The organism is Leptospira ainazelensis, assembly GCF_016918785.1.
GTDB lineage: Bacteria > Spirochaetota > Leptospiria > Leptospirales > Leptospiraceae > Leptospira > Leptospira ainazelensis.
Window position 1 is genome coordinate 254,634 of record NZ_JAFFPT010000009.1, and the last position, 23,812, is coordinate 278,445.

Annotated in this window: 21 protein-coding genes and 2 tRNA genes; 7 read left to right on the forward strand and 16 right to left on the reverse strand. The window is 42.9% G+C overall.

Going from position 1 to position 23,812, the window contains the following annotated elements; genetic code table 11:
* Positions 1-12: 12 nt before the first annotated feature.
* From JWG44_RS02660 to JWG44_RS02690, 7 genes are all read right to left on the reverse strand, one after another.
* Positions 13-2,139, reverse strand: coding sequence for a sensor histidine kinase (locus JWG44_RS02660; protein ID WP_205273408.1), 2,127 nt, complete (start codon positions 2,137-2,139; stop codon positions 13-15).
* A gap of 119 nt (positions 2,140-2,258) precedes the next feature.
* Complete coding sequence (locus tag JWG44_RS02665; RefSeq protein WP_205273409.1) at positions 2,259-2,993, reverse strand: histidine phosphatase family protein; 735 nt, start codon at positions 2,991-2,993, stop codon at positions 2,259-2,261.
* A 10-nt stretch (positions 2,994-3,003) separates the two neighbouring features.
* Positions 3,004-3,399, reverse strand: coding sequence for a DUF6285 domain-containing protein (locus JWG44_RS02670; protein ID WP_205273410.1), 396 nt, complete (start codon positions 3,397-3,399; stop codon positions 3,004-3,006).
* The gene (locus JWG44_RS02675; RefSeq protein WP_205273411.1) at positions 3,389-4,429 is read right to left on the reverse strand and encodes a phosphotransferase family protein; all 1,041 of its coding nucleotides are present in this window, start codon (positions 4,427-4,429) and stop codon (positions 3,389-3,391) included. The genes JWG44_RS02670 and JWG44_RS02675 overlap by 11 nt, the downstream gene beginning before the upstream one ends.
* Before the next feature lie 22 nt (positions 4,430-4,451).
* Entirely contained in the window at positions 4,452-5,627 is a 1,176-nt protein-coding gene (locus JWG44_RS02680; RefSeq protein WP_205273412.1) for an acyl-CoA dehydrogenase family protein, read from the reverse strand.
* A 70-nt stretch (positions 5,628-5,697) separates the two neighbouring features.
* Entirely contained in the window at positions 5,698-5,997 is a 300-nt protein-coding gene (locus JWG44_RS02685; protein WP_205273413.1) for an ArsR/SmtB family transcription factor, read from the reverse strand.
* 41 nt (positions 5,998-6,038) lie between these two features.
* Positions 6,039-7,112, reverse strand: a complete 1,074-nt coding sequence (locus JWG44_RS02690) for an SMP-30/gluconolactonase/LRE family protein (RefSeq protein WP_205273414.1) — start codon at positions 7,110-7,112, stop codon at positions 6,039-6,041.
* A gap of 287 nt (positions 7,113-7,399) precedes the next feature.
* Here JWG44_RS02690 and JWG44_RS02695 point away from each other — a divergent pair, with 287 nt between their 5' ends.
* From JWG44_RS02695 to JWG44_RS02720, 6 genes are all read left to right on the forward strand, one after another.
* A complete protein-coding gene (locus JWG44_RS02695) occupies positions 7,400-8,032 on the forward strand; it encodes a Crp/Fnr family transcriptional regulator (protein WP_205273415.1) in 633 nt (210 codons plus the stop codon).
* Between the two features lie 20 nt (positions 8,033-8,052).
* Positions 8,053-9,240: an acyltransferase family protein gene (locus JWG44_RS02700; RefSeq protein ID WP_205273416.1), complete on the forward strand. Its 1,188-nt coding sequence runs from the start codon at positions 8,053-8,055 to the stop codon at positions 9,238-9,240.
* A complete protein-coding gene (locus JWG44_RS02705; RefSeq protein WP_205273417.1) occupies positions 9,224-10,579 on the forward strand; it encodes a YncE family protein in 1,356 nt (451 codons plus the stop codon). The genes JWG44_RS02700 and JWG44_RS02705 overlap by 17 nt, the downstream gene beginning before the upstream one ends.
* A gap of 74 nt (positions 10,580-10,653) precedes the next feature.
* A tRNA-Ile gene (locus JWG44_RS02710) sits at positions 10,654-10,727 on the forward strand.
* 15 nt (positions 10,728-10,742) lie between these two features.
* A tRNA-Ala gene (locus JWG44_RS02715) sits at positions 10,743-10,815 on the forward strand.
* A 506-nt stretch (positions 10,816-11,321) separates the two neighbouring features.
* Positions 11,322-13,604 carry an NAD(P)-binding domain-containing protein gene (locus JWG44_RS02720; protein WP_205273418.1) on the forward strand — a complete coding sequence of 761 codons (2,283 nt, stop codon included), beginning with the start codon at positions 11,322-11,324 and terminating at the stop codon, positions 13,602-13,604.
* A gap of 10 nt (positions 13,605-13,614) precedes the next feature.
* Here the strand turns inward: JWG44_RS02720 and JWG44_RS02725 are convergent, their stop codons facing one another.
* The 9 genes from JWG44_RS02725 to thiM all read right to left on the reverse strand — a co-directional run bounded on the left by JWG44_RS02725 (position 13,615) and on the right by thiM (position 21,965).
* Complete coding sequence (locus tag JWG44_RS02725; RefSeq protein WP_205273419.1) at positions 13,615-14,310, reverse strand: phosphatidate cytidylyltransferase; 696 nt, start codon at positions 14,308-14,310, stop codon at positions 13,615-13,617.
* Positions 14,311-14,350: 40 nt separating this feature from the next.
* The gene (locus JWG44_RS02730; RefSeq protein ID WP_205273420.1) at positions 14,351-15,238 is read right to left on the reverse strand and encodes a diacylglycerol/lipid kinase family protein; all 888 of its coding nucleotides are present in this window, start codon (positions 15,236-15,238) and stop codon (positions 14,351-14,353) included.
* Positions 15,205-15,795, reverse strand: a complete 591-nt coding sequence (locus JWG44_RS02735) for a CDP-alcohol phosphatidyltransferase family protein (RefSeq protein WP_205273421.1) — start codon at positions 15,793-15,795, stop codon at positions 15,205-15,207. Before JWG44_RS02735 ends, JWG44_RS02730 begins: the two co-directional genes overlap by 34 nt.
* Positions 15,796-16,039: 244 nt before the next feature.
* Positions 16,040-16,933, reverse strand: a complete 894-nt coding sequence (locus JWG44_RS02740) for a fatty acid desaturase family protein (protein ID WP_205273422.1) — start codon at positions 16,931-16,933, stop codon at positions 16,040-16,042.
* 208 nt (positions 16,934-17,141) lie between these two features.
* The gene (locus tag JWG44_RS02745) at positions 17,142-17,888 is read right to left on the reverse strand and encodes an enoyl-CoA hydratase/isomerase family protein (RefSeq protein ID WP_205273423.1); all 747 of its coding nucleotides are present in this window, start codon (positions 17,886-17,888) and stop codon (positions 17,142-17,144) included.
* 120 nt (positions 17,889-18,008) lie between these two features.
* The gene (locus tag JWG44_RS02750; protein WP_205273424.1) at positions 18,009-18,968 is read right to left on the reverse strand and encodes an MBL fold metallo-hydrolase; all 960 of its coding nucleotides are present in this window, start codon (positions 18,966-18,968) and stop codon (positions 18,009-18,011) included.
* Positions 18,965-19,504 carry a TetR/AcrR family transcriptional regulator gene (locus tag JWG44_RS02755; protein WP_232371444.1) on the reverse strand — a complete coding sequence of 180 codons (540 nt, stop codon included), beginning with the start codon at positions 19,502-19,504 and terminating at the stop codon, positions 18,965-18,967. Before JWG44_RS02755 ends, JWG44_RS02750 begins: the two co-directional genes overlap by 4 nt.
* A 321-nt stretch (positions 19,505-19,825) precedes the next feature.
* Positions 19,826-20,947 (reverse strand): sensor histidine kinase, encoded by a 1,122-nt coding sequence (locus JWG44_RS02760; protein WP_205273426.1) that lies wholly within the window; start codon positions 20,945-20,947, stop codon positions 19,826-19,828.
* Positions 20,948-21,167: 220 nt separating this feature from the next.
* Positions 21,168-21,965: a hydroxyethylthiazole kinase gene (thiM, locus tag JWG44_RS02765; RefSeq protein ID WP_205273427.1), complete on the reverse strand. Its 798-nt coding sequence runs from the start codon at positions 21,963-21,965 to the stop codon at positions 21,168-21,170.
* 504 nt (positions 21,966-22,469) lie between these two features.
* Between thiM and JWG44_RS02770 the strand changes: the two genes are divergently transcribed.
* Positions 22,470-23,711 (forward strand): M48 family metallopeptidase, encoded by a 1,242-nt coding sequence (locus tag JWG44_RS02770; RefSeq protein ID WP_205273428.1) that lies wholly within the window; start codon positions 22,470-22,472, stop codon positions 23,709-23,711.
* Positions 23,712-23,812: the final 101 nt, after the last annotated feature.

The following is a 23,812-nucleotide window of genomic DNA, read 5'->3' on the forward strand; positions in this document are numbered from 1 at the left end:
TTTCTAATGCTCTTATGGAACCTTGTTTTCGACAGTAATTGTCTGCGGTTCCTCGATCGGCAAGGAAACGAAAAAAGTGGTCCCTTTCTCGGAAGTTTCAAAAAATATTCTTCCGTTATGATCTTCTATGATTCTTCTACAGATATCAAGACCGAGTCCGGTGCCTGCGCCGGACGGTTTTGTCGTAAAAAAGGGTTCAAAGATACGATCACGAATCGTGTCTTCGATTCCGCATCCGCTATCGGAAATCGATACCACACAACTCGTCGCAGTTTTTTTACAGCCGATTTTCATCTTTCCCTTATAATTCATCGCATAAAGCGCGTTACCGATGATGTTCGTCCACACCTGGGTGAGAGCCTCCGCGTTTCCCCAAACCGTCGAAGTTTCCGGCATATCCCTAATAATTTCGACCTCGGTCTTGTATTTCGAATAATAAAGGGTAAGAACCGTCTCCAATTGTTTACGAATATCCACCGGGCCCATTGAAGTTCCGGAACGATCCCTGTATGCGTATTCTTTCAACGCTTGAATCACGAGAGACGCTTTTTCCGCGGCCTTTTCGATCGTAAAACTCGCTCTGGCAAGACTCGAAAGAGAAAGCGCGTTTTGCGCGATCAATAGAAGATTGTTTTCCTTGTTTAATAGTTTCGAAATTTTTACAACGTCTTCCGGACCGAGCCCCAAGTCTGTAAGAATATCCGCAATGCGCATCCCTTCCGCGATTCCCTGTTCGCCTAACAAAACTGAGATTTTTTTTCTTTTGTTTCTCTCTTCCTTTGTATCATAAAATTCTCTCGGAGAAATTCCTTTGGCGAATAACGTTTCCCAAATCGTTTTTTGAGATTCGGTAAAACTCGAATAGTCCCTCAACAACCGTTCCCAAGAATCGTATAACACGGAACGAATTCCTTCATTGGAGGAAACGATCGCACCGAGAGGAGTGTTCAACTCGTGCGCGATCCCGGCGACCAACTGTCCGAGTACGGCCATCTTTTCGGAGCGAATGAGTTGTTTTTGCGCGTTTCTCAATTCTTCCATTGCGCTGACTACTTGTTCATTCTTTGAAGTAAGATATTGATTTACTTTTCTTAATTCTTCAGTGCGGTTCGCGACGATTCCTTCCAGATCTTCATTGATCGAACGAATCTGCTGTTCAGTTTCGGTCATCTCGCTGACAAGAAGACTTTGTCTAACACTCGCAATCACTACGACGATCGTAGTCCCTGTCCAAGCAACAATTCTTACTCCCTCCGGAAGACCCGGAAGAGTTCCCGCTAAAACGATCGTGATAGAACTCGCGACAACTTCAAACAGGGGTAAAAGCCGAAGAGCGGCTTCGTATCTTCTTTCCCAAACAGGACTATCATTGTATTTGGGAAACCAAGTCAAAGAACCGTAACCCATTACGAGCGCGGAAACTGAAAAGCCCGCGTTGAGCAAGGTTCCGTCAGGCGGAATATCGGATATAAAAAACGCGTTCCACACCAACCAGCTAAATCCGGTTCCCCCCATTCCTAGCAGAAATAAAAACCAATATCGATCCGGCTGAAGACGAAGAAGCGGAATCAAAAGAATCCCAAGCGAGGCCGCGGTCAAAAACGAAACGGGATGATTGATCAAAGGAAGAAGTTGAGGAATACTCACACCTTCTCTTTGAGGTAAATACAACGCCAAAGAAAGAGTAAGAATCGCGGTCGTCAAACCGAGTGCGTCGAGAATCACAGCACGGGCGCTTTCCCTATTACATTCGATAACTATAATATAATAGCCGGCGACAAAAGAAGGAGCGACCAGAGGAAAAAGATAATCGCTCGGAGTGGGAGTTACGTAGTAATCGAAATAAACTTGAATCGCCCAGGAAAATTGTCCAAGGGCGTTTGCCGTGAGTCCAAGGGCGAACCAAAGCCGAAAACGGTGGATCCCACCTTCGGCCGCGATATAACCGATCCACGCGAGGGCCGCCGCACAAAGATAAGAAATCGTCCAATGAATATTATCGATAAGTCTGTCCGTGTTTCTTTCTTCGTAGTAATAGTTTCCGAAAAAAGAAACGAATACTAAGACGGTGCTGATCCAGAATATCCAAATTCCGGATTTCGGTATCAACGGTCGAGAATGACTTTGTTGTATTGTCATCAATCGCTCACAAACAAACGACGGACATTATGGAAGTGAATCGTTTTTTCCGTCGATCCATTTTCTCATAGAAAGGACTCACAAAACGAAATTCTAAATCAAATAATTCCCAAAATAAACTAAAATAGGGTGCGATCGTTTTTTTCGAACAGATGAGGGACGCCGTTGATTGAAACCGGCAGATATTTTCCTCTCACCCAGCGAAACGTATTTACCGAAGTGTTCCATATCCAAGGCATCCAGGCAAAACTATCCTCGTCCTGGCGAAGGAGACGATTTAACACTAAAGATATCGGAGTCCCCGAAGTAAAAATGAAATTTCTTTCCTTATCGGAAGGCGAAAACAAAACATTAGAAGAATTGAATACCCTTTCCTCAAAACTTCGATACGTTTCGATCCCTGCCGGAGCCTCCTTCCCTTCCCTCCAGACTCTGAGAATTTCCTCGGTCAATTTGAAAAACAGAGCCGCAGATCTGATTCCGCCTTTGAGTCTGACTTTTCCGAATTGATTGAGGGTTTTTTCGAATTCCGGTTTTTGCGAGGCGATCAACTTGGAATAGGAACCCCAGAGTTCCGGAGCAAATTCGTTCCAACCAGCATCTCTACGAATAAAAGAATCTATGGAGAATTTTGTCTGTTCTCCCACGATCGATTTTACACCTTCCAAAAAGGATTCTCCGGTTTCCAAATGTCTTCGCATCGTTCCGGTTATGATACGATCGGGAATTTCTCCGTTAGTCGCCATATACTTTCCGAGTTCGAAGGCTTGTTTTTTGCCGTGAGGAGTGAGAAGATCGTAATCCGATCCTTGGGAATTGGCCTGACCGTGGCGAACGAGATAGACTACGGACATGAATTTTTACTTAACTTTCCGTCGTAAATCTTGGATTGGTGACTTCTACTTTTTCCCGCACCGTTTCCTTTACGTGATTCCAATATTCGGAATTCTCGATGGATAAATTTTCTTTTCTGATCTTATCGCGGAGTTCCAAGTTCCATGTATTTGCGAGAACCTTCTTTTCATCGAGAGTGGAAGGAAAAGAGCCTTCTTTTTTTAAAAGTTTCGAGAGTCTGGCGATTTCTTTGTCGAGCAATTCTTCTCCCGAACGGATCTCACGCGAGACCACTCCCAACATATTCCAACTTACTAATGTTTTATAGGAAAGGAGATCCTTCTCTTTAAACTGAGGAAGAACTTCCTTCATTAGAAAATCCTGAATCGCTTCCAAAAGATCCGTCGAACTTGGTTTATCCTGCATTTTCTATGATCCTCATCGCTTCGTATTCCATCTCGCAGGCCCTTCTTCCGATGGCTGCGAGTTCGATTCCTTTGTCCTTTCCGGAAAGATGCCTTTCCGCTTGACCGATACAACCGATCGCCCATCGGAGGTTTCCCATAACTTCCCAATATGTGATCATAGCGGGATCTAAAGTGACACCCGAGAACTTTTCATAGGCTTCGTAGAATGCGGAGCGATCGGCAAAGCCGCCCGCTTCCTTATTCAATTTTCCGAATCTCCAGTCCCTCATACAAAGCCACGTAAGATCTTCGTGGCGATCTCCCCAGTGTGCAAACTCCCAGTCGACGATTCCCTGCAAACCCTCGGGGGTAACCATAAAGTTTCCGGTTCTAAAATCTCCGTGAATCAAAACGACGTCGTCCGACGGTTTCGCTTTTTTTTCCAACCAGTTGAGAATCATCTCCATGGCGGGATAACTTTCCTTCATTCTATCCAATTCCAAACGAAGAGAATGAATCGATCCGGTCGCGACCACTTTGTCTTTCGGATCCTGTCCCATCCAGAGAACTTTTTTTAACTTCTCGTCCTTGCAACTTTCCGGTTTTACGGAATGGATCTTCGCTAAATTCTCGGCGAGATCGACGGCGAGTTGTTTACGGATTTTGTTAAGCGAAGCGTCCTTTACGATATATCGCCCCGTGGCCTTTCCGGAAATCTTTTGCATAAAGTAAAAAGGACTTCCGGTAACGGAACGATCCGTCTCCAACCAAAACGGTCTCGGAGTTTTAACTCCGGCGTCGTATGCGAGATTGCACACTCCGAACTCGTCTTCTCGACTCAAAGAAGCCAATAAGGCGGCGCCCTTGTCCGTTCGGAATACCGTTTCGTAGGACCCCTGTTCCGGTCCGCCTAAAACCTTGAGCTCCGCCAGAAAGTTTTCCTGGCAGGCCCCTCCGCTCAAAGAGACCATCGTGTGAATTTCGGCTTTTCCCTTCAATCGTCCGGAAAGATAATCTTCCAAAACATTCTTTAATTCTGTATCGTTCATAGTTTTAGTAGATTCTAATATTCTAAAATTCGTGTTTCCCGCTCACCAAATTTCTTCCGATCACCATCTTGTGAACCTCGCTCGGTCCGTCGGCGATCCTTGCGGCCCTCGCATCCCTATAAAACAGTTCCAATTTCATATCTCTTCCGTATCCGTGAGATCCGCAGATTTGAATCGCACGGTCGATCACCTTACAAAGAGTTTCGGAAACGCTCCATTTTGCCATGGAAATGATTTGTCTCGCGTCTTCTCCGGCTCTGAGAGTGTGAGCGGCTTTTAGAGTGAGCATATATCCCGATTCAATCTCGAGCGCGGATTCCGCAAACATCCATTGAATTCCCTGATGATCCGCGATTCTTTGTCCGAAAACCTGTCTTTTGAGAGCGTATTCTCTCGCGATTTCAATCGACCTTCTTGCAAGTCCGAGCCAGCGCATACAGTGTGTTAGACGAGCGGGACCGAGACGTTCTTGGGACCATTTAAAACCTTCGCCCACTCTTCCGAGAATCGCGGATTCGGGAACTCTTACGTTTTCAAATTTTAATTCGCAATGACCGCCCGGTCCGTGAGAACCCATCACTCCTATCTCTCTCACCATCGTATATCCCGGAGCGTCGGTCGGAACGAGAAACATCGTAGTCCTTCTAAAAGAATCCGCGACCTTGGACATCACGATCAAAAAAGCCGCGCCGTTCGCGCCCGTACAATACCATTTGTGTCCGTTGATGACGTATTCGTTTCCGTCTTTGACCGCGTTTGTAAAAAGAGTTTGAGGATCGGCTCCCGCACCCGGAGGAGGTTCGGTCATCGCGAATGCGGAACGAATCTTACCTTGTGTTAGCGGATAATAATATTTTTCTTTTTGTTCTTTGTTGGCGGCGATATGCAAAAGATGCATATTCCCCTCGTCGGGCGCGTCGCAGTTGCAGAGATAAGGCGCGATCGGAGACCTACCGAGTTCGGAGAATATGATCGCCGTTCCGACCATATCCAAGCCGAGTCCACCTTCGGATTTTGGAAGATGCGGAGTCCAGAGCCCGAGTTCTTTAACTTTTTTTCTCAGTTCTTCGGTGACTTTCTCGGGCATTCTTCCATGATCGTAATCGTAATGATCCTCTGCGGGAATCGCATAGTTTTCTACAAAATCCCGAATTCTTTTTTTAACCTCTTCCACTTCCGGTGGTATTGAAAAATCCATCCTTTCCTCCCTTAAAAATCGGCGCCCTATATTTTTATATGTTCACACTCATCGACATATCGCAATCCTTTTAGGTTTCCAAAAATTTTACAACTTCTTTTAGAGTATCTACGATCAGGGTTTTATCAACGGAGTAATAGATCTCCTTTCCTTCCTTTCGGGAAGAAACGAGATTTAGAAGTTTCATCTTGTTTAAATGATGGGAGATTGTAGTTCTTGAAATGTCGAATTCCTTCGCGATATCGCCCGCTTTAACTTCCCGGTGACAAGAAAGAATTTTTGCGATCTTGAGTTTCACCGGATCCGAAATCGCCGACATCAACTGCAAGGTCGCCTCCGTCTCGAAAGGAAATTTCTTTTTTTTCTTCATTCTTTTTTCTTGATGGAATCGTTTTCCGCAATCGTGTTCGACTACGGATTCAATTTGTATTTTCCGATTCGATCATTGTGAAGACTCCCTAAATAGAGAAAACCATTTTTATATTTTACCGAAGTAATTGCTTTCAGATGTTTTCCGCTCGGCTCTTGAAAACTCCTAAGAGGAATCCCTTTCTCATCCAGAAGAAGAACAAATCCGTAAGGTTGAGCTTTCGGCCAAAGAAATTTCGGAAGTTTTGCGATAAAGGATTTGAGACCCGGACGCGGATGTAAGACGGAATCCATCAAAGAATTCCGAACCGTAAAAAGCGCGAGATAAAAGGTTCCGTTGCCGTCCGAGGAAATATTATCCGGAAACCCGGGAAGATTCTCTATAAAAAAATCATTCTGACCCGCTTTCGGTCCTTTGAGCCAATAACGTCGAATTCTATACCGGTAAGTTTCATTGACCAAAACGAAATCCTCATTTTGAGAAAGCGCAATCCCATTAGCAAAGTATAATTCTTTTAACAAAACATGGGTCTTTCCGGTGGACGGATCGTATTTCAAGAGTCGTCCGTTCGGTCTCGCTTCCATCAAGTCATAAAGATACTCCCCGCTTCCGTATTTATCCGATGCGTCCGAAAAATAAACGGTTCCGTCCTTGGCCACGTCGAGATCGTCCGTAAAACGAAACGGAAGACCGTCGACTTCCGTACTCAGAACCCTGATCTCCCCCTTCCTGCCGATCTCCAAAAGACCCTTGTCCGCATCGGCAACGATCAAACGCCCGTCCGCCAGAAGTTTACTTCCCAAGGGTCGCCCTCCCGTTGCCGCGTGCGCTTTAATGGTCCCTTCGGGAGAAATGAGTAGGATCTTTCCATTCTCGCAAGAAGCGTAAACGTTACCAAGATCGTCCACTTCCATATCTTCAGGGCCTTGTATTTTTCCCGGGGCGATCCATTCCGCATCGGCTAACAACTGATTGGGGGCAAAGGCTCCTTCCATCGCAGGAGGTGGCGGCGGCGAGTAAGCCACCGGATCAATCGGAGAAGATTTGAAAGTATAAAATACAATTCCAAATAAAATGAGAATTAAAAACAGAGAGAGAATCCGATTCCTGCTCATGCTTCCTCCATCGTGGGTTCTAAAGACCCCAAAGAAATAATGGAGACCAACCAAGAGTCAACATGAATTTCCACTATTATAAGTTTCAACTCATCTTATGATTCGCCTTAATTTCTTATAAAATCAAAATACGGGATTTTGCCATTTTCACTGCAAAAATCCGTCTATAGATTTTGATTGATTCTGGTTCGACAACGAATGAAGCTGGTGCAGACCTCTCGGAAAAATTTCAAATCGCACTTAGATCAAAATTCTTCTTAAATTATAAATAAGGTCACCCAAGAACTATGAAAATATCTGAATCCATGGTCCATAAACTGGGCGTTGAATACAAAGAATCGGACATTATCTTTGAAGAAAATCAGGATGCGGAAGTAATGTATCTGATCGTAAAAGGAAAGGTAGGCATTCACAAAAAAGTAAAGGAAGCTTATAAACTCCTCGTAGAATTAAAAGAGGGAGATATGTTCGGCGAAATGGCACTGATCGATAAAACCCCTCGGAGCGCGAGAGCGGTCGCACGAACCGACGTTTCGCTCATCGCGATCAACGAAGGCGCCTTTTTTAATCTTATAAAAACCAATCCAGGTTTTTCGATGAAGATCGTGAAAATTCTTTCTTCACGATTGAGAGAGACCAACAAAACCATCGCGTCTTTGTTAAAAGCCGACAAGAAAAATTTAGTAACTTCCGCTCTTATCAATTTTTCTCAGACACACGGAGAACAAGACGGAGCCTCGTATCGAATTCATCTCAATCATTTTATGAAATGGGCGATATTAAGAGTGGGCCTGGAACATCAAGACTTGGTTCACGCCATCAGTCTATTGGTAAAAGACAAGATGGTGGAACAACGAAAAGAGGATCCTTCCACATTGATTATACGCGAAGCGCTTTTTAAATATACGGTGGATGCTTGAACCGAAATCAATCCTTAGTAGTGAAAGAAAATAATAGAAAACGACTCTTTTACTTAGACAATCTTCGATCCTTTGCCCTTTTGCTCGGACTTGTATTTCACGTAGCGATCGTCTACGCGGCCGAAATTAAATATCCGCTCCGAAACGAAGAACGATCCGAAATCTTCGACGTATTCGGAGAATGGGTGCACATTTTCAGAATGCCGCTGTTCTTCTTTTTATCCGGATATTTTACGGAGATCATCTTCCGATCCAAAACTCTCAAAGAATTTTTAAGAATGCGGATCTTTCGGATCTTCATCCCGACCGTGATCGGAATCCTGCTTTTTGCTCCGATGCAGTCTTACATCTCTCTTTTGCAAGCGGGAGAGAATTACTCCTATTTGGATTTCTATTTTAGAATATTCTTAAATGGGAATATTCGCCCTTCCCATCTTTGGTTTCTTTACTTTTTGATCCTGTTCACAGTCTTACATCTTTTAATCCGAAAAATCACTCTTCCGTTCTCGTCGTTCCTAAAAAAAGAACCCGATCAAAAAACGTTCTTTCAAGAATTTAAGACGATCTCGATTTTTACTTTGATCAGCGTCGTAGGAACCTGTGCGATCAATCTTTTTTATATGAAAGACGATTCCTGGTATGCGATAGAACCTGTGAACTTCGTTTACAACTATACTTTCTTTCTTTGCGGAAGTCTTCTCGTTTCAAAAGAGATTCTTCTTCTGGAACCTCAATCGGACAAATTTTGGATCTGGGGAAGCCTTGCCTTCTTTAGCTTCTGGGGTTTTTACGAGATCAGTAGAATCGATCCATTTTGGTCTTACTTCGGTTATACGGGAAGTTGGAGAAGAATTCTTCATATCTTCTTGAAGTGTGCGGCGGGTTGGCTAATGATTCGACTTTTGATCGGAATTTTTCAGAAGTTTTTCGACTTTAAGAACAAATATACGGAATACATGAGGACGGCTAGTTTGCCCGTTTATCTCGTACACCACCCCGTTTCATTGCTCGCGGGTTTTTACGTGGTTCACAGTTCTTTTGGAGTCGCCGAAAAATTCTTTCTTCACCTCGTTTTGGTACTTTCCATAACATTAGCATTTTATCATTTTCTAATCCGTCCTTTCCGATGGGTGAATATCATCCTTGGAAATCAAATTCAACCAAAAAAGAACCCTTACCAAGGAGTGTCAGGTGAGCTCAAAATTTAGAAAGTCGTTTTTCAAACCGAACGTATTTTTACTGATTCCGATTTTTCTGTTTCTCGTTTGTTGCGAGAGCGGAAATTCTTCGCTGATTTCCTCTCCGGCCAATCGGGAGAAGAATGGAACCTCTTCAGTAAAGTTCAGCATCCATCCTTACAAAGGAACCGTCGTAAAGGTGGGAGACGAGATTCTTCCTTTTAAGGTTTTGGAGACCGATAAAAACATCGCGCTCGTCGAAATGGAAGTTCCGGTTTATACGGACGGAAAAGGAATCGAGTTAAAACTTTCTTCTCCCGGTTTTCAAAATTCTTCTTATCACGCGAAAAACGCCGCGGACTTAAACGAGAAGCTGATCGCTTTGGACAAGGAGGGTGTAACCCATCGTTTTACGATGCGTCTAAAAACGGGAATACAACCCAAGAGCGTCCGTTTTATCGATAATACAAGACTTGCGATTCCACTTTTGGAAGACGAAGGAATGGACGTTCTCGATATCAAAACCGGCGAAACGGTTCGTCTTTCTCCGCCTGAAAAATACAAAAAAAAACTCGGCTTTGTGGAAACGATTTCGATTCCGGAACACAACGAACTCTGGGTGAGTCAGATGCAGGCGAACGCCGTACACGTCTTCGATTTAAAAACTCTCGCGTATAAAGCGACAATCGATCTTTCGGGAAAGTGGTCCAAAATTCTTCTCTACGATCCGACGAGAGATCTTGTCTATTGTTCCAATTGGATCAGCGAAGACATATCGGTGATCGATAGAAAAACAAAAACCGAAATTCGTAAGACTGATAAGATCGGACTTCCTAGAGGGCTTCTTCTTTCCAAAGACGGAAAGGAGTTGTATATCGCCCAGTTCTCAGCAAGCAATCAGGAATCGAGCGGCGGAAGATTGGGAATCTATTCGATGGAAAAAGAAAAACTCATCGATACGATCGGCCCTCCCGGCAACAAAAGACATATCGTTCCGGGCCGGGAAGAAAATAAAATCTACGTCTCCGATATGTGTTGTAGCAAAGTTGAAGTCTACGATCTCAAGGAAAAAAAAGTTCAGAAGTCGATTCCAGTATTCGATAAACCGAATACGATTGCTCTCTCTCCCGATGGAAAGTATCTTTATGTTTCTTGCCGAGGCCCGAACAATCCAACCGAAGGTTATCTCAAAAAAGGGCACGTCCTTGGAAGGGTCTATGTCATCGACACAACAACCGATACGGTCAAAGAATTTTGGGAAGCAGGGAATCAACCCACCGGTCTCGATGTTTCGCCGGACAATCGTTATCTTGTGATTTCGGATTTTTTAGATCATCAGATCCGAGTTTATCGAAGAGACGGGTTTTAGTTTCAAAACCGAGAACGTTTTTTTCTTAAAAAACTGTTGCTTTTGAGAACTCAATTAAAAACATGTCTCTTACCGGGCCTGTAGCTCAGCTGGTTAGAGCACACGCTTGATAAGCGTGGGGTCATGTGTTCAAATCACATCAGGCCCATCCGGTATTGAAAAAGGGGCTTTAGCTCAGCTGGGAGAGCATCTGATTTGCATTCAGAAGGTCGTCGGTTCGATCCCGACAAGCTCCATACCGAATTTCCCCGCAAAATTCGGCGATTTTCCCTTTTCTTCCTTTTTAGTTTAGAATTTCCGGAGTTTTTTAGTGCAGAAATATATTCACTTTTCTGAATGTATTTTTGAAATTGAAAAAAGAGGGTGTTCTTACTTTTTGATCCAAAAAAGAACGGACTTTCTAACCTCTCCATAACGTCGACCATCGTTTCGGCAAAGTTCCGTAAAATGGCCTGCTGCAACTGGAAACCCGTCTCAGGATAAAATCGAATCGCCCCCTCGTTCCAAAGGAAAAAGCCGCAACAAACTCCGTTCTTTCTTGAACCAAAAATCAAAACATTGAACAAACTGCCTGGTATATTAGAATTTTCTAAATATCTTTCTTTCCAGAAGAAACCGTTTTTGAAAAAACCTTGTAACTTTTAAAGAATGGAATAGAATCATAAAACGAAAGCGACCTTCGGTTATTGGAAGCAAAAACGATTTGAAAACGGCATCCGATCCCCGAACAAAAGGCAAAACCATGAAGATACAGATTCCCTTCCTCTCCCGTTACTTTTCCTGGTTGTACAACGACGCTCCCGAAGGACCGGTCGAAATCTATCCGGAGGTGACCGATTCTTTCGAGAGTTCGGTTCCCGGAATCCGTGTGATCGGAGATCTTACCGGATTACCTCTTCTTAAATTCGCCGTGGAAAGCGGATACAAAGTGGTTCAAGAAATTGAAAAGAAAAACGGAAATTACTCGCGATCTAAAAAAGAGGAAAATCCGGCCTACGACGTTCTGATTATCGGAGCTGGACCATCCGGAATTTCGGCCGGAATCGAATTCAAAAAACTAAATTATAATTTTCTAATATTAGAATCCAATGATCCGTTTCACACGATCAAAAGTTATCCGAAAGGAAAGCCGATTTTTGCCGAACCGGAGGATGTCGAAACTCACTCTGAAATTCAAATTCACAACGGAACAAAAGAAAGTCTTTTGGAAGACCTTCAATCCTCTCTCAAAAAATGGGATCTACCTCTGGAAGTCGGAGCCAGAGTGATCCGGATTCGGAAGGAAGAATCAGGCTTTTCTGTCTTCTGTGAAAATGGAAAAAAATTTCTTACAAAGGAAATCATCCTCGCGATCGGTAAAAGCGGTGACGCAGGAAATCTCAAAGTACCGGGAGAAGAATTACCGAAAGTCTATCATCGGCTGATCGACCCGAAGGACTTTGAAGGAGAAGACGTTCTCGTGGTCGGCGGCGGAGACTCAGCCGTAGAAGCTGCGATCGCAATCAGTGATTATGCGAACTCGACTCGTCTTTCCTACCGAGGAAAAGAATTGGTCCGTCCCAAGTTTGAAAATAAAGAACGTTTTGATTCCCTCGTCCAAAAGGGAAAGATAGAATTCTTAAATCAAAGCGAAGTGGAAGAGATCGCCGCAAAAGAAGTAAAACTCCGAACGATCGATTCCCAAAACAAGAACGTCGGCACCCGGACGATTTCTAATTCAAACGTATTAGTCCAAATCGGGTCCGGAGCTCCGATCGAGTTTTTAAAAAAAATCGGACTCAGAATTCAAAATCAGAAACGATTTTGGGATTGGATCGGTTTTATTGAAATGCTTCTTTTTGCAAACGTCGTCTATTTTGGAAAGGCTTCGTTTTATGGGAGCGCTACTTATTCCGCGATCGCTTTCGGATCCCTGTTTGCCTTTTTAACGCTTGGAATTCCGTTCGGAATTCACCTATTTAGAAAAAGAAAAGAATTGTTTTCGGATTATTGGAACACATTCAAAAATATTTATATATTTTCTGCGGCTGCATATTTTATTACGGTCTATGCAGGAGGTAAGTATTTCGATTTTCTATTTTTAGGAAAACAACCGGGCTTTCACTATACTCTTTTGTATTCCCTCACCATTCTTACTTTCGGATTGAGAAGAATAAAAGTGAGACCGACAAAGTATATCCGCAGGCAAACCTGGACCTTAATTCTAATCCAAGTATTTCCCCTCTTTCTTTTACCCGAAATCATCCTTCCATTCTTAGGACAAAACAATCTTTTAGGAGATCCGAACGGATTCTTACTGACTCAAGTTTTTCCCTACGGCGCATATTGGAACGCATACGGACTCATTCTCGCGTGGCCTCTGAACATGGGAATTTTCTACAATACCGGGATTACCACCTTCTGGTTGTTATACGGAATTTTACAAACGTTCGCTGTGATCCCGTATCTCGTCTATCGTTTCGGAAAGGGCGCCTACTGCGGATGGATCTGTTCCTGCGGCGGGCTGGCCGAGACCTTGGGAGACGAAACAAGAACAAAGATGCCTCATGGAAAACTCGCAAACCGATTGGAAAACGCGGGACAATGGATTCTTCTTTTTGCGACGATCATTACGATTTTAAAGTTAAGCGAAATTTTCCTTTCTTCTTGGTTTCCTTTTACACACGTTTTAGGAAGTATCGGAGATCACGGAAAAAAAGTCTACGACGTCGTCGTCGATTTGATGTTAGCCGGCGTAGTCGGAGTAGGCGCTTATTTTTTTCTAAGCGGTCGAGTTTGGTGCCGTTTTTTTTGCCCGCTTTCGGCGCTCATGCATATATATGCAAGATTTAGCAGGTTTCGTATCTTTTCCGAAAAGAAAAAATGTATTTCCTGCAATATCTGCACAAAGGTCTGTCACCAGGGAATTGACGTTATGAGCTACGCGAACAAAGGAATCCCGATGGACAATGTTCAGTGCGTCCGTTGTTCGGCTTGTGTCGTAAACTGCCCTACAAAGGTTCTTTCTTTCGGAGAATCGGAATAACGCAGATTTTTTAGAGATAGATGGAACAAACTTTCAATTCGTTTAACAAAACAAAAACCGCCAAAGTAAAGATCAAAGAATCGAAGCGGTCCAAAATCCCGCCGTGACCCGGAAGAAGATTGGAATAGTCTTTGATCTTAGCTTTTCTCTTTAGCCAACTCGCGCTTAAATCCCCGCTCAAACTCGACAACGCAATTCCTATTGTAAACGGAAAAGAATCGATTCCATTCTTACCGATAACCGAGAAGAAAAAAACTCCGAACAACATCGCAAAAAATGTTCCGCCAGCAAATCCTTCCCAGGTTTTGTTCGGACTGATTCGAGGGGCCATTTTAGTTTTTCCAAAACTCTGACCAGTAAGCTGACTGAACGCGTCAAAAACGGCGACACTGAGATAAGTCAAAACCAGAACTCGATTTGAAAATAGAAAACCGCTTCCGCAAAATAAAAGCAGTATAAACAATCCGATCCATATCGTAAGGATTCGTAACGGTAACGAAAAATTTAAAACGGTTTTTCCGATTTCAAAAATCGCGCCGATCGAAATCAAAAAACAAAAAAGAAACCAATATATTCCGCCTAACGTAGAAAGAAACGTTGCACCGACTACGATTCCCGCGTAAGACCAATACTTTGCGGTCCTTTTTTTCCTTTCTGCACTATCTCGATTTCGTCCGGAAATAAAAAACCAAATACCGCCGGTCAAAAAACTTCCGAGGATAAAAAGAAAAATCGGTAAAACTTCCCTATCCAAGCGAATGAATCCTCAAGGCTCCCGGCAGAATTTTTACGGAAAACTCCATTACATTTTCATAAATTTCTCCGTCCACCATCAGAAGACCGGGACGTTCGTACTTTACGGTAGAAGCGATCGCCTTTAGACGGTTTGGCGGATCGTAAAGATAAGTTTTGCTCAAGATGGAAAGATTGTGGATGGATTGTTTGATACTTCCTGCGTCGAGTTCGGCGACGTCGAATTTTCCATCCCAAAGTTCCGCGTTCGGAAAGGCGACAAAGTTTGCGACGTGTTTACTGTTATTGATAATTCCTCCGGAAAGAGATTTTTTCTCCGCAGGAAATCGATCGTAAGATATCAGATAAGATTCCCGAGTATTCACAAAAGATCCGAGACCGGCCGCAATCGGATAACAGAATTTTCGAAAACGTTTAAATGATCGATTCGCCATCTGAGTCACCTTCGCAGGAAATCCAAAACAAACCGTACTCGCCGAAACACACAAAAAAGATTCTTCCATTGTCTTTATTTTTAAACTCATCAAATCGATCTTTAATTCCTTGCCCCAGACCAATTTTTCTAAGGACATTCTCCAACTTCCAAGACCAAGATCTCTCGCAAGAGAATTTCCCGTTCCTGCGGGAACTAAGCGGATTTTTGGAAAAGGAAAACGTAAAGAGGAAAGAACCTCGTGTAACGTTCCATCGCCTCCTACCACTATAATTTCATGAACATCGGATCTTTCTCTAACGATCTCTTTGGCGTGTCCGGGAAAATCGGTTATTCTGCAGGGAATTCCGTTTCCTTCCAAATAGGTTCTTAAAATAAGATTTTCGGTTTGGTTCTTTGAACCGCTCTTCCCGTTTAAGATTGCAAAACGTTCTTGTTTTGTTTCCATATCCAATACATTCCTCGAACGTTCGGTTTTAGTTCTTTTAGATAAAATAGAATCACGATTTCTTCCGCGTAAGCGAAACAACAAAGAAAAAAGGAAAGATAGAGGAGCGGACTCCAAGCTCCGAACCAAAACAACGTCATAAATAAAATTCCAAGCGCATATGCCGCCACCCGGCTCGCATACGTGTGGAAACTGGAAATGGATGAAAATTTGATAAGCGAATAAATCATCTCAGCAAAATACAAACCCAATACGGTCGCAATCCACGAAAGATAATTCGACACAAAAGACGGTTCGAATATTAGAATTCCGTAAATTCCAGAAACAAAAGTCAAAAGGTCCGCGATCGAATCCAATCTCGCGCCAAAAGCCGATTGTACTTTTAAAACTCTCGCGAGAAGGCCGTCTAGGATATCGGACAATAAGGCAAAAAAGAAAATCCATGAAAAAAGAATTCTTTCTTCTCGGAAGACAAAATAAATCAAAACGGGAAACAGGAGAACCCGGCAAAAGGTAATCGAATTGGGAATATTTTTTACCCAAGATTTTTCAGACATATCTCAACTTCCTTATCGTTTACGGCCGCGTTATACGAATTCCCGAGGTCCGTCTTGATTAAAGAATTCTTATCCGATTGCAATCTTTTTTTGAATCCCAAAACGGAAGTTCGGTTTAAAAAAGACCGACTCTGTTTCAGAATACGTTTTAATAAAACGTGATTTGCTTATGAACTCGACTTTGCTTTTATATCGCCGAACGGGAGAAAGTCAGACATTGAATCGATTTAATTGCATCCGGAAATTAAGATCCGTAATGGATGTATTCAGGATTCGACCAAATTCCTCGGAGGCAATTTCGGATACCGGTGGTCTTGATTCTTCTTCTTAGACCGAAGCTTAAGGAAATCCAGGAAAGACTCGGGTCTGCGTGATGTGTTTCGTGATTTCCGATTCCCATTCCCAGAGGAAAAGAAAAGGTATTACTTTCCAAATCGGAACGAGAACCCGTATGCTCGCACCAATGTCTCAGGGAACCCCAGACATTCGCAAAAAGAAAGGAACCGAAAACGAACCAAAGATTCGGTTTTAATTCGATGTAGAGAAGAATGGAAATCGAAAATGAGAAACATAAAAACAAAATCGAACGCACCTTCGAATGCAATTTTACCGAAGAGGAAACTTTTTTTAGATCGGCGGTATCACGTTTCGTAAAAAGAATCGCCGCCACATTGGAAAATAAAGGAATCAATTCCACAAAAACGTAAAGTTTTCTCCGCTTTTGAAAAAGATTTCTTTTCCATTCCGGCCAAAGCGGATCGTCCGCGGCGTTTGTATGGGCGTGATGATAAAGATGGATCTTTCGAAACGGTTCCCCGTAAAAAGGAAGAAAGACCAAGGCGGAAGCCAAATTCAAAATCCACCGATCCAAATAAGACCGCGTTAGATTTCTATGGGCGCCCTCGTGTACCAGAAGAATCATCCACGCATGAAGAAACAAACCGGAAAACGGAAGAACAAAATAAAAACCGCTTTGAAACAAAAAATAGAAACCCAAAATTCCGGCAAACAACCCCGAGGCCGCCAACAGACTCAAAACCAATACAAATCCTCTGTGTTTTCTGATTTTTTTTTCAAAATTCCTTTCCCAATCGTCCTTTGGAAACGGAATCGAAGAATATGAACTCTGTAACATCATATAAATTGAATATTATAATTTCCTATTTTTTAGTTTAAAAACTCTACGAAACTTGATTTGCATGAGTTCTTTCGGATCGAAAAAGACCTATCTGGATTTTCAAAACTTAGATTCTTTGTTATTTGAAAAAGGATCGACTTTCCTTTCTCTTGATTATGAATTTCAAATAACCTCAACATTGTGATTCGTCGTTTAGTATCAGTGTTCTTTATTGACTGATACTCTTCGCGTAGTTTTGAACTCGCGTCAAAAAGGAAGGATCCTCTAGGAAGACCTCAAATTCGTCGAACTCTTTTCTTAAATTTTCGTATAAATCGCCGATAAAGTAATGATTCGAAATTCCCTTTAAAATCTTCAACATCCTGAGATTCCACTGCGAAAGCCTTGAGGCGGTAAGAATCGCATGTTTAAGAATATTCTCACCCTCGTAGATTTCGTCAATAATACCGAGTTCCAGCGCGGATAAGGATCGTATCGGATCTCCTTTTAACGTCAAAGACAAAGCCTTGGTCGGACCGACTTTTCTGACAAGCGTCGTCAAAAGCGGAGGCGCTCCGAATCTGATTTCCGGACGGAAAAGCATCGCCTTTTTTTCCGAAATGATATAATCTCCGCAGAGGGCGAGGTCAAAACCTCCCGCCGAAGCAAACCCTTTTAGATCGGTGACGACCGGTTTCGGAAAACTATAAAGAGAATTATGATATTCTAATATTCTATGACGAAAGGACTCAAGGTTGGTCTGAACGACTTCCTCAAGATCGTAACCGCTGGAAAAATGTTTTCCGGAAGAATTTAAGACGATCGCACGAACCTCCTCGTTCTCCCTATTTGAGTCAAAGACGTCTTCGAGTTCGTCTCTTATCCGCATATTAAGAGCGTTGGATTTTTGGGGACGATTCAAAGTAACGACGAGGATTTGATTTTTCAGATCCGTCAATAAACACTCGTAACTCATTTATATACCCGTTAGAATTAAAATAGGCGACGATCTTAATTCTATGGAATCATTAGGCAAGAAGAATTCGACTTCCATTCTGCTCGAAACTTAGGCGACCGCAAGTCGATTCAAAGTCGGTCATTGATTCCATTTTGGGAAGTTTGCAATATCACTTTGCGCGACGGAGTCGTGAGCGGGAACGACGACGATTTCCGGCTTTTTAAGAATCAAATCGTGAACCCTCTTGAGCTCTTTTCCAAGAGACTCCGGATCTTTATCGGCAATTCTTCTGGAGAGTCGAGGTTTGTGGGCGGGAAGTAAAAAACCTTCCTTGGACCAGCTAATATCTCCGGTAAAGAAATATCGTTTTTTAGAAGAGAGATTGAGAAAGAGTCCGATCGAACCTCCCCCATGTCCGTCCATCGGAACAAGGACTATACTTCCATCCTGAAAGAGATCCAAACTTTTTGAATACGTTTCATAAGGAACGTCCTTAAAAATCAAGTTCTCCCATTGAATCCGATCTCCGTCAAATTGACTTTGAATATAACCGTGTCTCGCATTAGAAGCGAATGCCGCGTAACGTTCTTCTTGAGTTGTAAAAATTTTGGCCCAGGGAAAATCCTTAATCCCGCTCGCGTGATCCCAATGCATATGCGAAAGAAAAACCTTTCCGATTTGTTTGGGATCGTATCCTTCTCTTTTAAGAAGATCGACCGCGGGGATATGATCCTTATAAGCCATAAGAATCTGAAGGTGGATCGGTTTTAATGCGAATTGCGCCTCGATATCGGTGCCAAGTCCGGTATCAAATAAGAATTTTCCTTTAGGATGTTCTACGAGCAATGCGGAATGGGAGATGATTCTCTTTTTGAAAAGATCTCCGCCCTCAAACAAAAAAGCCTCCGATGTATCTGCGCTCGCGGTTCTCAAAAGGGTAAAACGAATACCGGGATTTCTAAGTTCCACGGAATTTTCATTCTTAAATTGCGCAAGAGTTAAACTATCGATCTCTAATTTAGGATATCCTAATGCAATAACTATCAAACCGAAAATGACAAACCCGAAAAAAACAAAAAATATCCAAAATCGTTTCATACAGTCTCTCCTTGTTGTATCAATAGTTTCGCCGCTTTAGCGGCGGATTTCATCGGTCCCGGATCTCGATTGGTTCGAGACAATAAGATCGCACCTTCGAGAAGACAGAGAATCGGAGTCGCCAACTCCGAAGCCTCTTTTTTCTCCCATCCCTTTTCGACAAAGTAATCTTCGAGTTCGCCGCTCCATTCTTCGAAAATAGTTCTACAAGCATCGTTGACCGGATTGGATAGAGAGGCGGTTTCGGAAGCGGTAGTCGCCACAGGGCACCCTTGACTAAAATCCGTCTCGATCAGCTTCCGCTCCAGGGCTTTAAAAATCGCTGCGACCCCCGAAACCGGTGTTTTAGAAGAATGTAATAGAGCTTTTAACATCGCTTTCATCTCCCTCCCGGAAGACGTGATCGCTTCTGCCGCTAAGTCTTCCTTTCCACCTGGGAAATGAAAATAGATGGAACCCTTAGGAGATCCCGAAGACTCGACTATGTCGTTTAATCCAGTTCCATTGTAACCGCGAGTCTCGAGCGATAAGGCCATCGCCCTGATCATCCGCTCCTTTGAAACCGTTCCCTTTTCGCCCATTCTTGGAATGGATCATAATTAAATAGACCGGTCAACATATTTTCCATTAAAATTTTGAATTTTATGAAATAACAAACGCTCCATAGAAAAAACTTGAAGCTGATTTTGGTTCAAAAAGTGCGAACCTAGTCCGACGATCTACCGGTTTTGGACTCCGCTTTCGGAAATTTGAGAGAAAATCGGTCTTTCATTCAAGGAAGTTTCGGTTACGGCAAATTCGTCTTATCTCATGAAAAATATTTTTAGTATATTAGTAAATACTAATCCAATAGATTGCTAAAGTAGGCTTGCAAACAGATCACGATTTGAAAATTCCAGGACGGCTTTTGAGCCGAGCTCGTTCGAATCAAATCGAAAGGTTCCCTTTAGTTGTTGTGTCATGATGGAAATCAACGTAAAGCCGGTTGTCTTCGGTTGAGACCAGGTCGAATTGTCTTGGATACCGGGTCCGGCGTCCAAAACGATAAGTGTATATCGACTATTTGAAAAGTTCAGCTCAATCGTAATTTTATTTTCTTTACTCTTTTTGCCGGAATGCCGGACCGCGTTGTTCAACAACTCAAATACGATCATCGCAAAGGGAACCGAAATTTCGATGCTCAGGGGCGCTCCGTTTCGGCTTCGCCGAAACTCTATCGAAGAGGCGTCTTGGATTCTTATCAAACTAACGATTTCTTCCAAAACTTTATTGAGATCGACTTCATAATCCGTCTCGGACTTGTAGATCGCGTCGTGAATCTTCGATAACATAAGAATTCTTTCGTTAAAACTTTCGATCTGTTGATCGCCGCTCTGACGGTGTAAATTCGCGAATCCGCTCAGAATCTGAAGATTGTTTTTGACACGGTGGTGAATTTCCCGAATAAAAACTTCTTTTTCTTTTTTGTGGCTCGTTAGCACTCGAACGGTGATGATCGCAAGAGTACAAAAAAGTATGAATTTAAGGATAGTATCGAAAATAAATGCGGAACTCAATTCTCCTCTGCCCCAATACTGATACATCCGAATCGCCATGAGAAGACCCGTATAACAAGAAACGGCGATCGTAAGTTTACTATTGGAAAAATGTAAGAAAAGTATGATAATCGTCGCCATCGAAAAATAGATATTTCCGGTTTGCATTCCGAAAAAGATTCCGAACGTCAACGCGGTAAGACTCAAGTAAAGAATCGAATAGATTGCTGTCTCCAATCGATCGATCATTAGAAAAAGGATCGATATAAGCGCGGATACTGCAAAGATCAAAAAACCGATTCTAATTCCCTGACGAATATAAAGAAGACAAGCTGCGATCGAAACGATAAAAATAACGAGGTCGGTTACGTAAAGATGATACGCTTTTTTGCGAGTGAGATAGTCTCTTCTTCCGTAGATTCGGTTTATTTTTTCAAAAAACATTATAGCTTAGAATTTTCTACGGAGAATGGTCCCCCGAAACGTGGGACATCATTCTCCAGCGCCTAACAAAATACAAATGTTTTTCTAAAATGCAGGTCTCCTTACGTTTCCCGTGGAACTCGATTCTTTCCATTTTTTAAAGGCGAGAAAAAAGTAAGAAAACTTCCTTTTAACAAACGTTGATAGAAAGGCAAACGAATCCTTTGGACAACGCGGCCTTTTAGGATCCGATCGAAAGATTGCTCAACTCATCCAAGAACGCGACTGCAAAACTTCCGGTTCCTTTCGATTTTTGCGCCGCCCTCGAACCCGCGATCGCAAACACGGCCGAAGCAGAAACGGTAGCGCGTAACGGATCTTTTTGAACCCCTAAAAAAGAGGCGATCAAAGCCCCCAAAGAACAACCGACTCCCGTGACCTTCGTCATAAGCGTATGGCCGCCCGGGACCGCGATCGTATCGTTTCCGTTCGTAACGTAATCGACTTCTCCGCTGACGGCAACGATAGCTCCTGTTTTTTCGGAAAGTTCTTTTGCGAAAGGCAAGGCCTCGAAGGATCGGACCGTAGAATCCACGCCCTTCCCTCTTCCCGCTGTTCCGACTAACGCAAGAATTTCGGAAGCGTTCCCTCGGATAACCGTCGGCTTTTGGTCCAACAACTCTTTAGAGAGTTCGGTTCTAAAACGCAAAACCCCCGCGGCAACTGGATCGAGAACCCAAGGAGTTCCCGCTTTGTTTGCCGCCTTAGCCGCTATTTTCATCGAGTTTGCGTCGATGGCAGTGACGGTTCCTACGTTGATCAAAACTCCGCTCGCAATTGCGGCGAAGTCCGCGACTTCTTCCTCTGCGATCACCATCGCAGGAGAAGCCCCGATTGCGAGAAGAACGTTCGCGGTCCAATTTGTGACCACGATATTCGTTATAACATGCGTTAGGGGAGCATTCTTTCTGAGTTCGGAAAGATCTTCCACGATCTCGGGAGAGGGCCACATTCTTTCAATCATTGAGGTTGTTGACATCCGGTGTTTTTCTTCATCAATACATAACACGAAAATCGAAACTGTAAAGAATTTTAGCGACGTCGAATCGTCTCCATTCCATTTTTAAAATATAAGACCGTTTCTTTCATAAGAGAGTTTTTGCGGCGGCGACAAAAACAAACAAAAGAAAACGGAGGACCGATGGATTGTCTCAAATCGCACGAAAACGAGTTGAACGTAAAATGTAAAGAGGCGCTGCCTCCGTCTCCATCGGATAAACGATAAAAATTTGGGCATTCCCCGCTTGCAAAATTTTCGATCAAAAAAGTCCCCAAAAAAAGCAAGCGGGTCGGGCTACTCCAAGTTCGTCGCGAAGCGACTCATCTCGAACGGAAACGCCGAAATCACGGATCAACTCGACGACGTTCGAGACGCTGCGCGCTTTTCGTATCCCTAATGCGGGCGGTTCCTAAAACTGGAAATTACTTGACTCAAGGAAGAAGAATTCAAGAATCACTCAGCCTTCAAACTTCGGAAACCACAATGCAGCTCAAAACAATCCTTCTGATCTTTTACGTATTTCAAATTCTATTTACGCTTGTGATGAAATATCTATCGTATCAGGGCGATAATTCACCGCAACTACATGAACAAATTCTAAAATACTTCACGGATGCAGACGTTCAAAAAGGGATCGAATACGCGAGAAGCGGCTTTTTCGCCTCGGTTCTTTCGGATCTTTTGGATTTTGTAGTCGCGGGAATTTTTGTTTTCTCCCCGATTTCAGCGAAATTGGAATCCTTTTTGGAGAAAAAAACGGGGAATCGTTTTTATCTCACGGTTTTATTTTTCTTTTTGATCTTTAGCGCCGTTCAATTTTTGATCTCGATCCCGTTTCAATACTATTTCGGATTCGTATTGGAACACCAATTCGGCTTTTCTAAAATGACTTTTTTGGATTGGGTTGTTTATACTGGAAAATCCCTCGGGATCGCCGCGTTAGGCGGAAGTATAGCGGTCGTCGGAATCGCATTCTTACTCAAAAAATTCCAGAAGATTTGGATGTATTTGCTTCCCGTCGTTTCCTTAATCTTCGGACTTTTACTTTCGATTTTATTTCCGATCGTAATCACTCCTCTCTTTTACGAATATAAACCGATCGAGGAAGGAAGTCTCAAAACAAAGATCATTTCACTCTGTGAAAAGGCGCAAATCAGGGTCGAGAACGTCTATGTGATCAACGAAAGCAAATACTCGGGTCATACAAACGCGTATTTTACCGGTTGGGGAGAAAACAGGAAGATCTTTCTTTACGATACTCTCATTCAAAATCATACCGAAGAGGAAATTATAAGCGTACTCGGACACGAGATCGGACACTGGACCCACAATCATCAGATCAAAGACATTACGATCAGCACGATCGAAACCTTAGTTTTATGTTTTTTATTGGGTTATCTTTTTCAAAAATTCAAAACGGAAGGAGCCGTTTCATTGCGGGAATTTTATTCTCCATCCACGCTTCCGTTTTTATTTTTACTTCTTTCCCTTTTTAGTTCTTTGACAAGACCGGTTTGGAGCGCACTGAGCAGAATGCAGGAAACCGAAGCCGATATCGAAGCGCTCGTTCTAACAAAGGATAAGAAGTCGTTTATCAATACGGAAATCAAGTTAGCAAAGGACAATCAGGGAAGGTTGAATCCGCATCCTGCCGAAGTATTCTACTACCATTCTCATCCGACCACTCTGGAAAGAATTCGATTAGCCGAGGAATGGAAGGAATAAATTTTCGGATCATAAAACGTCTTCCAATTGGAAGAAACTTGTTACTAAGAATTCACATAAATCCTATTTTTATGGTTTCCAATTCTCTAATTTTGGGGATC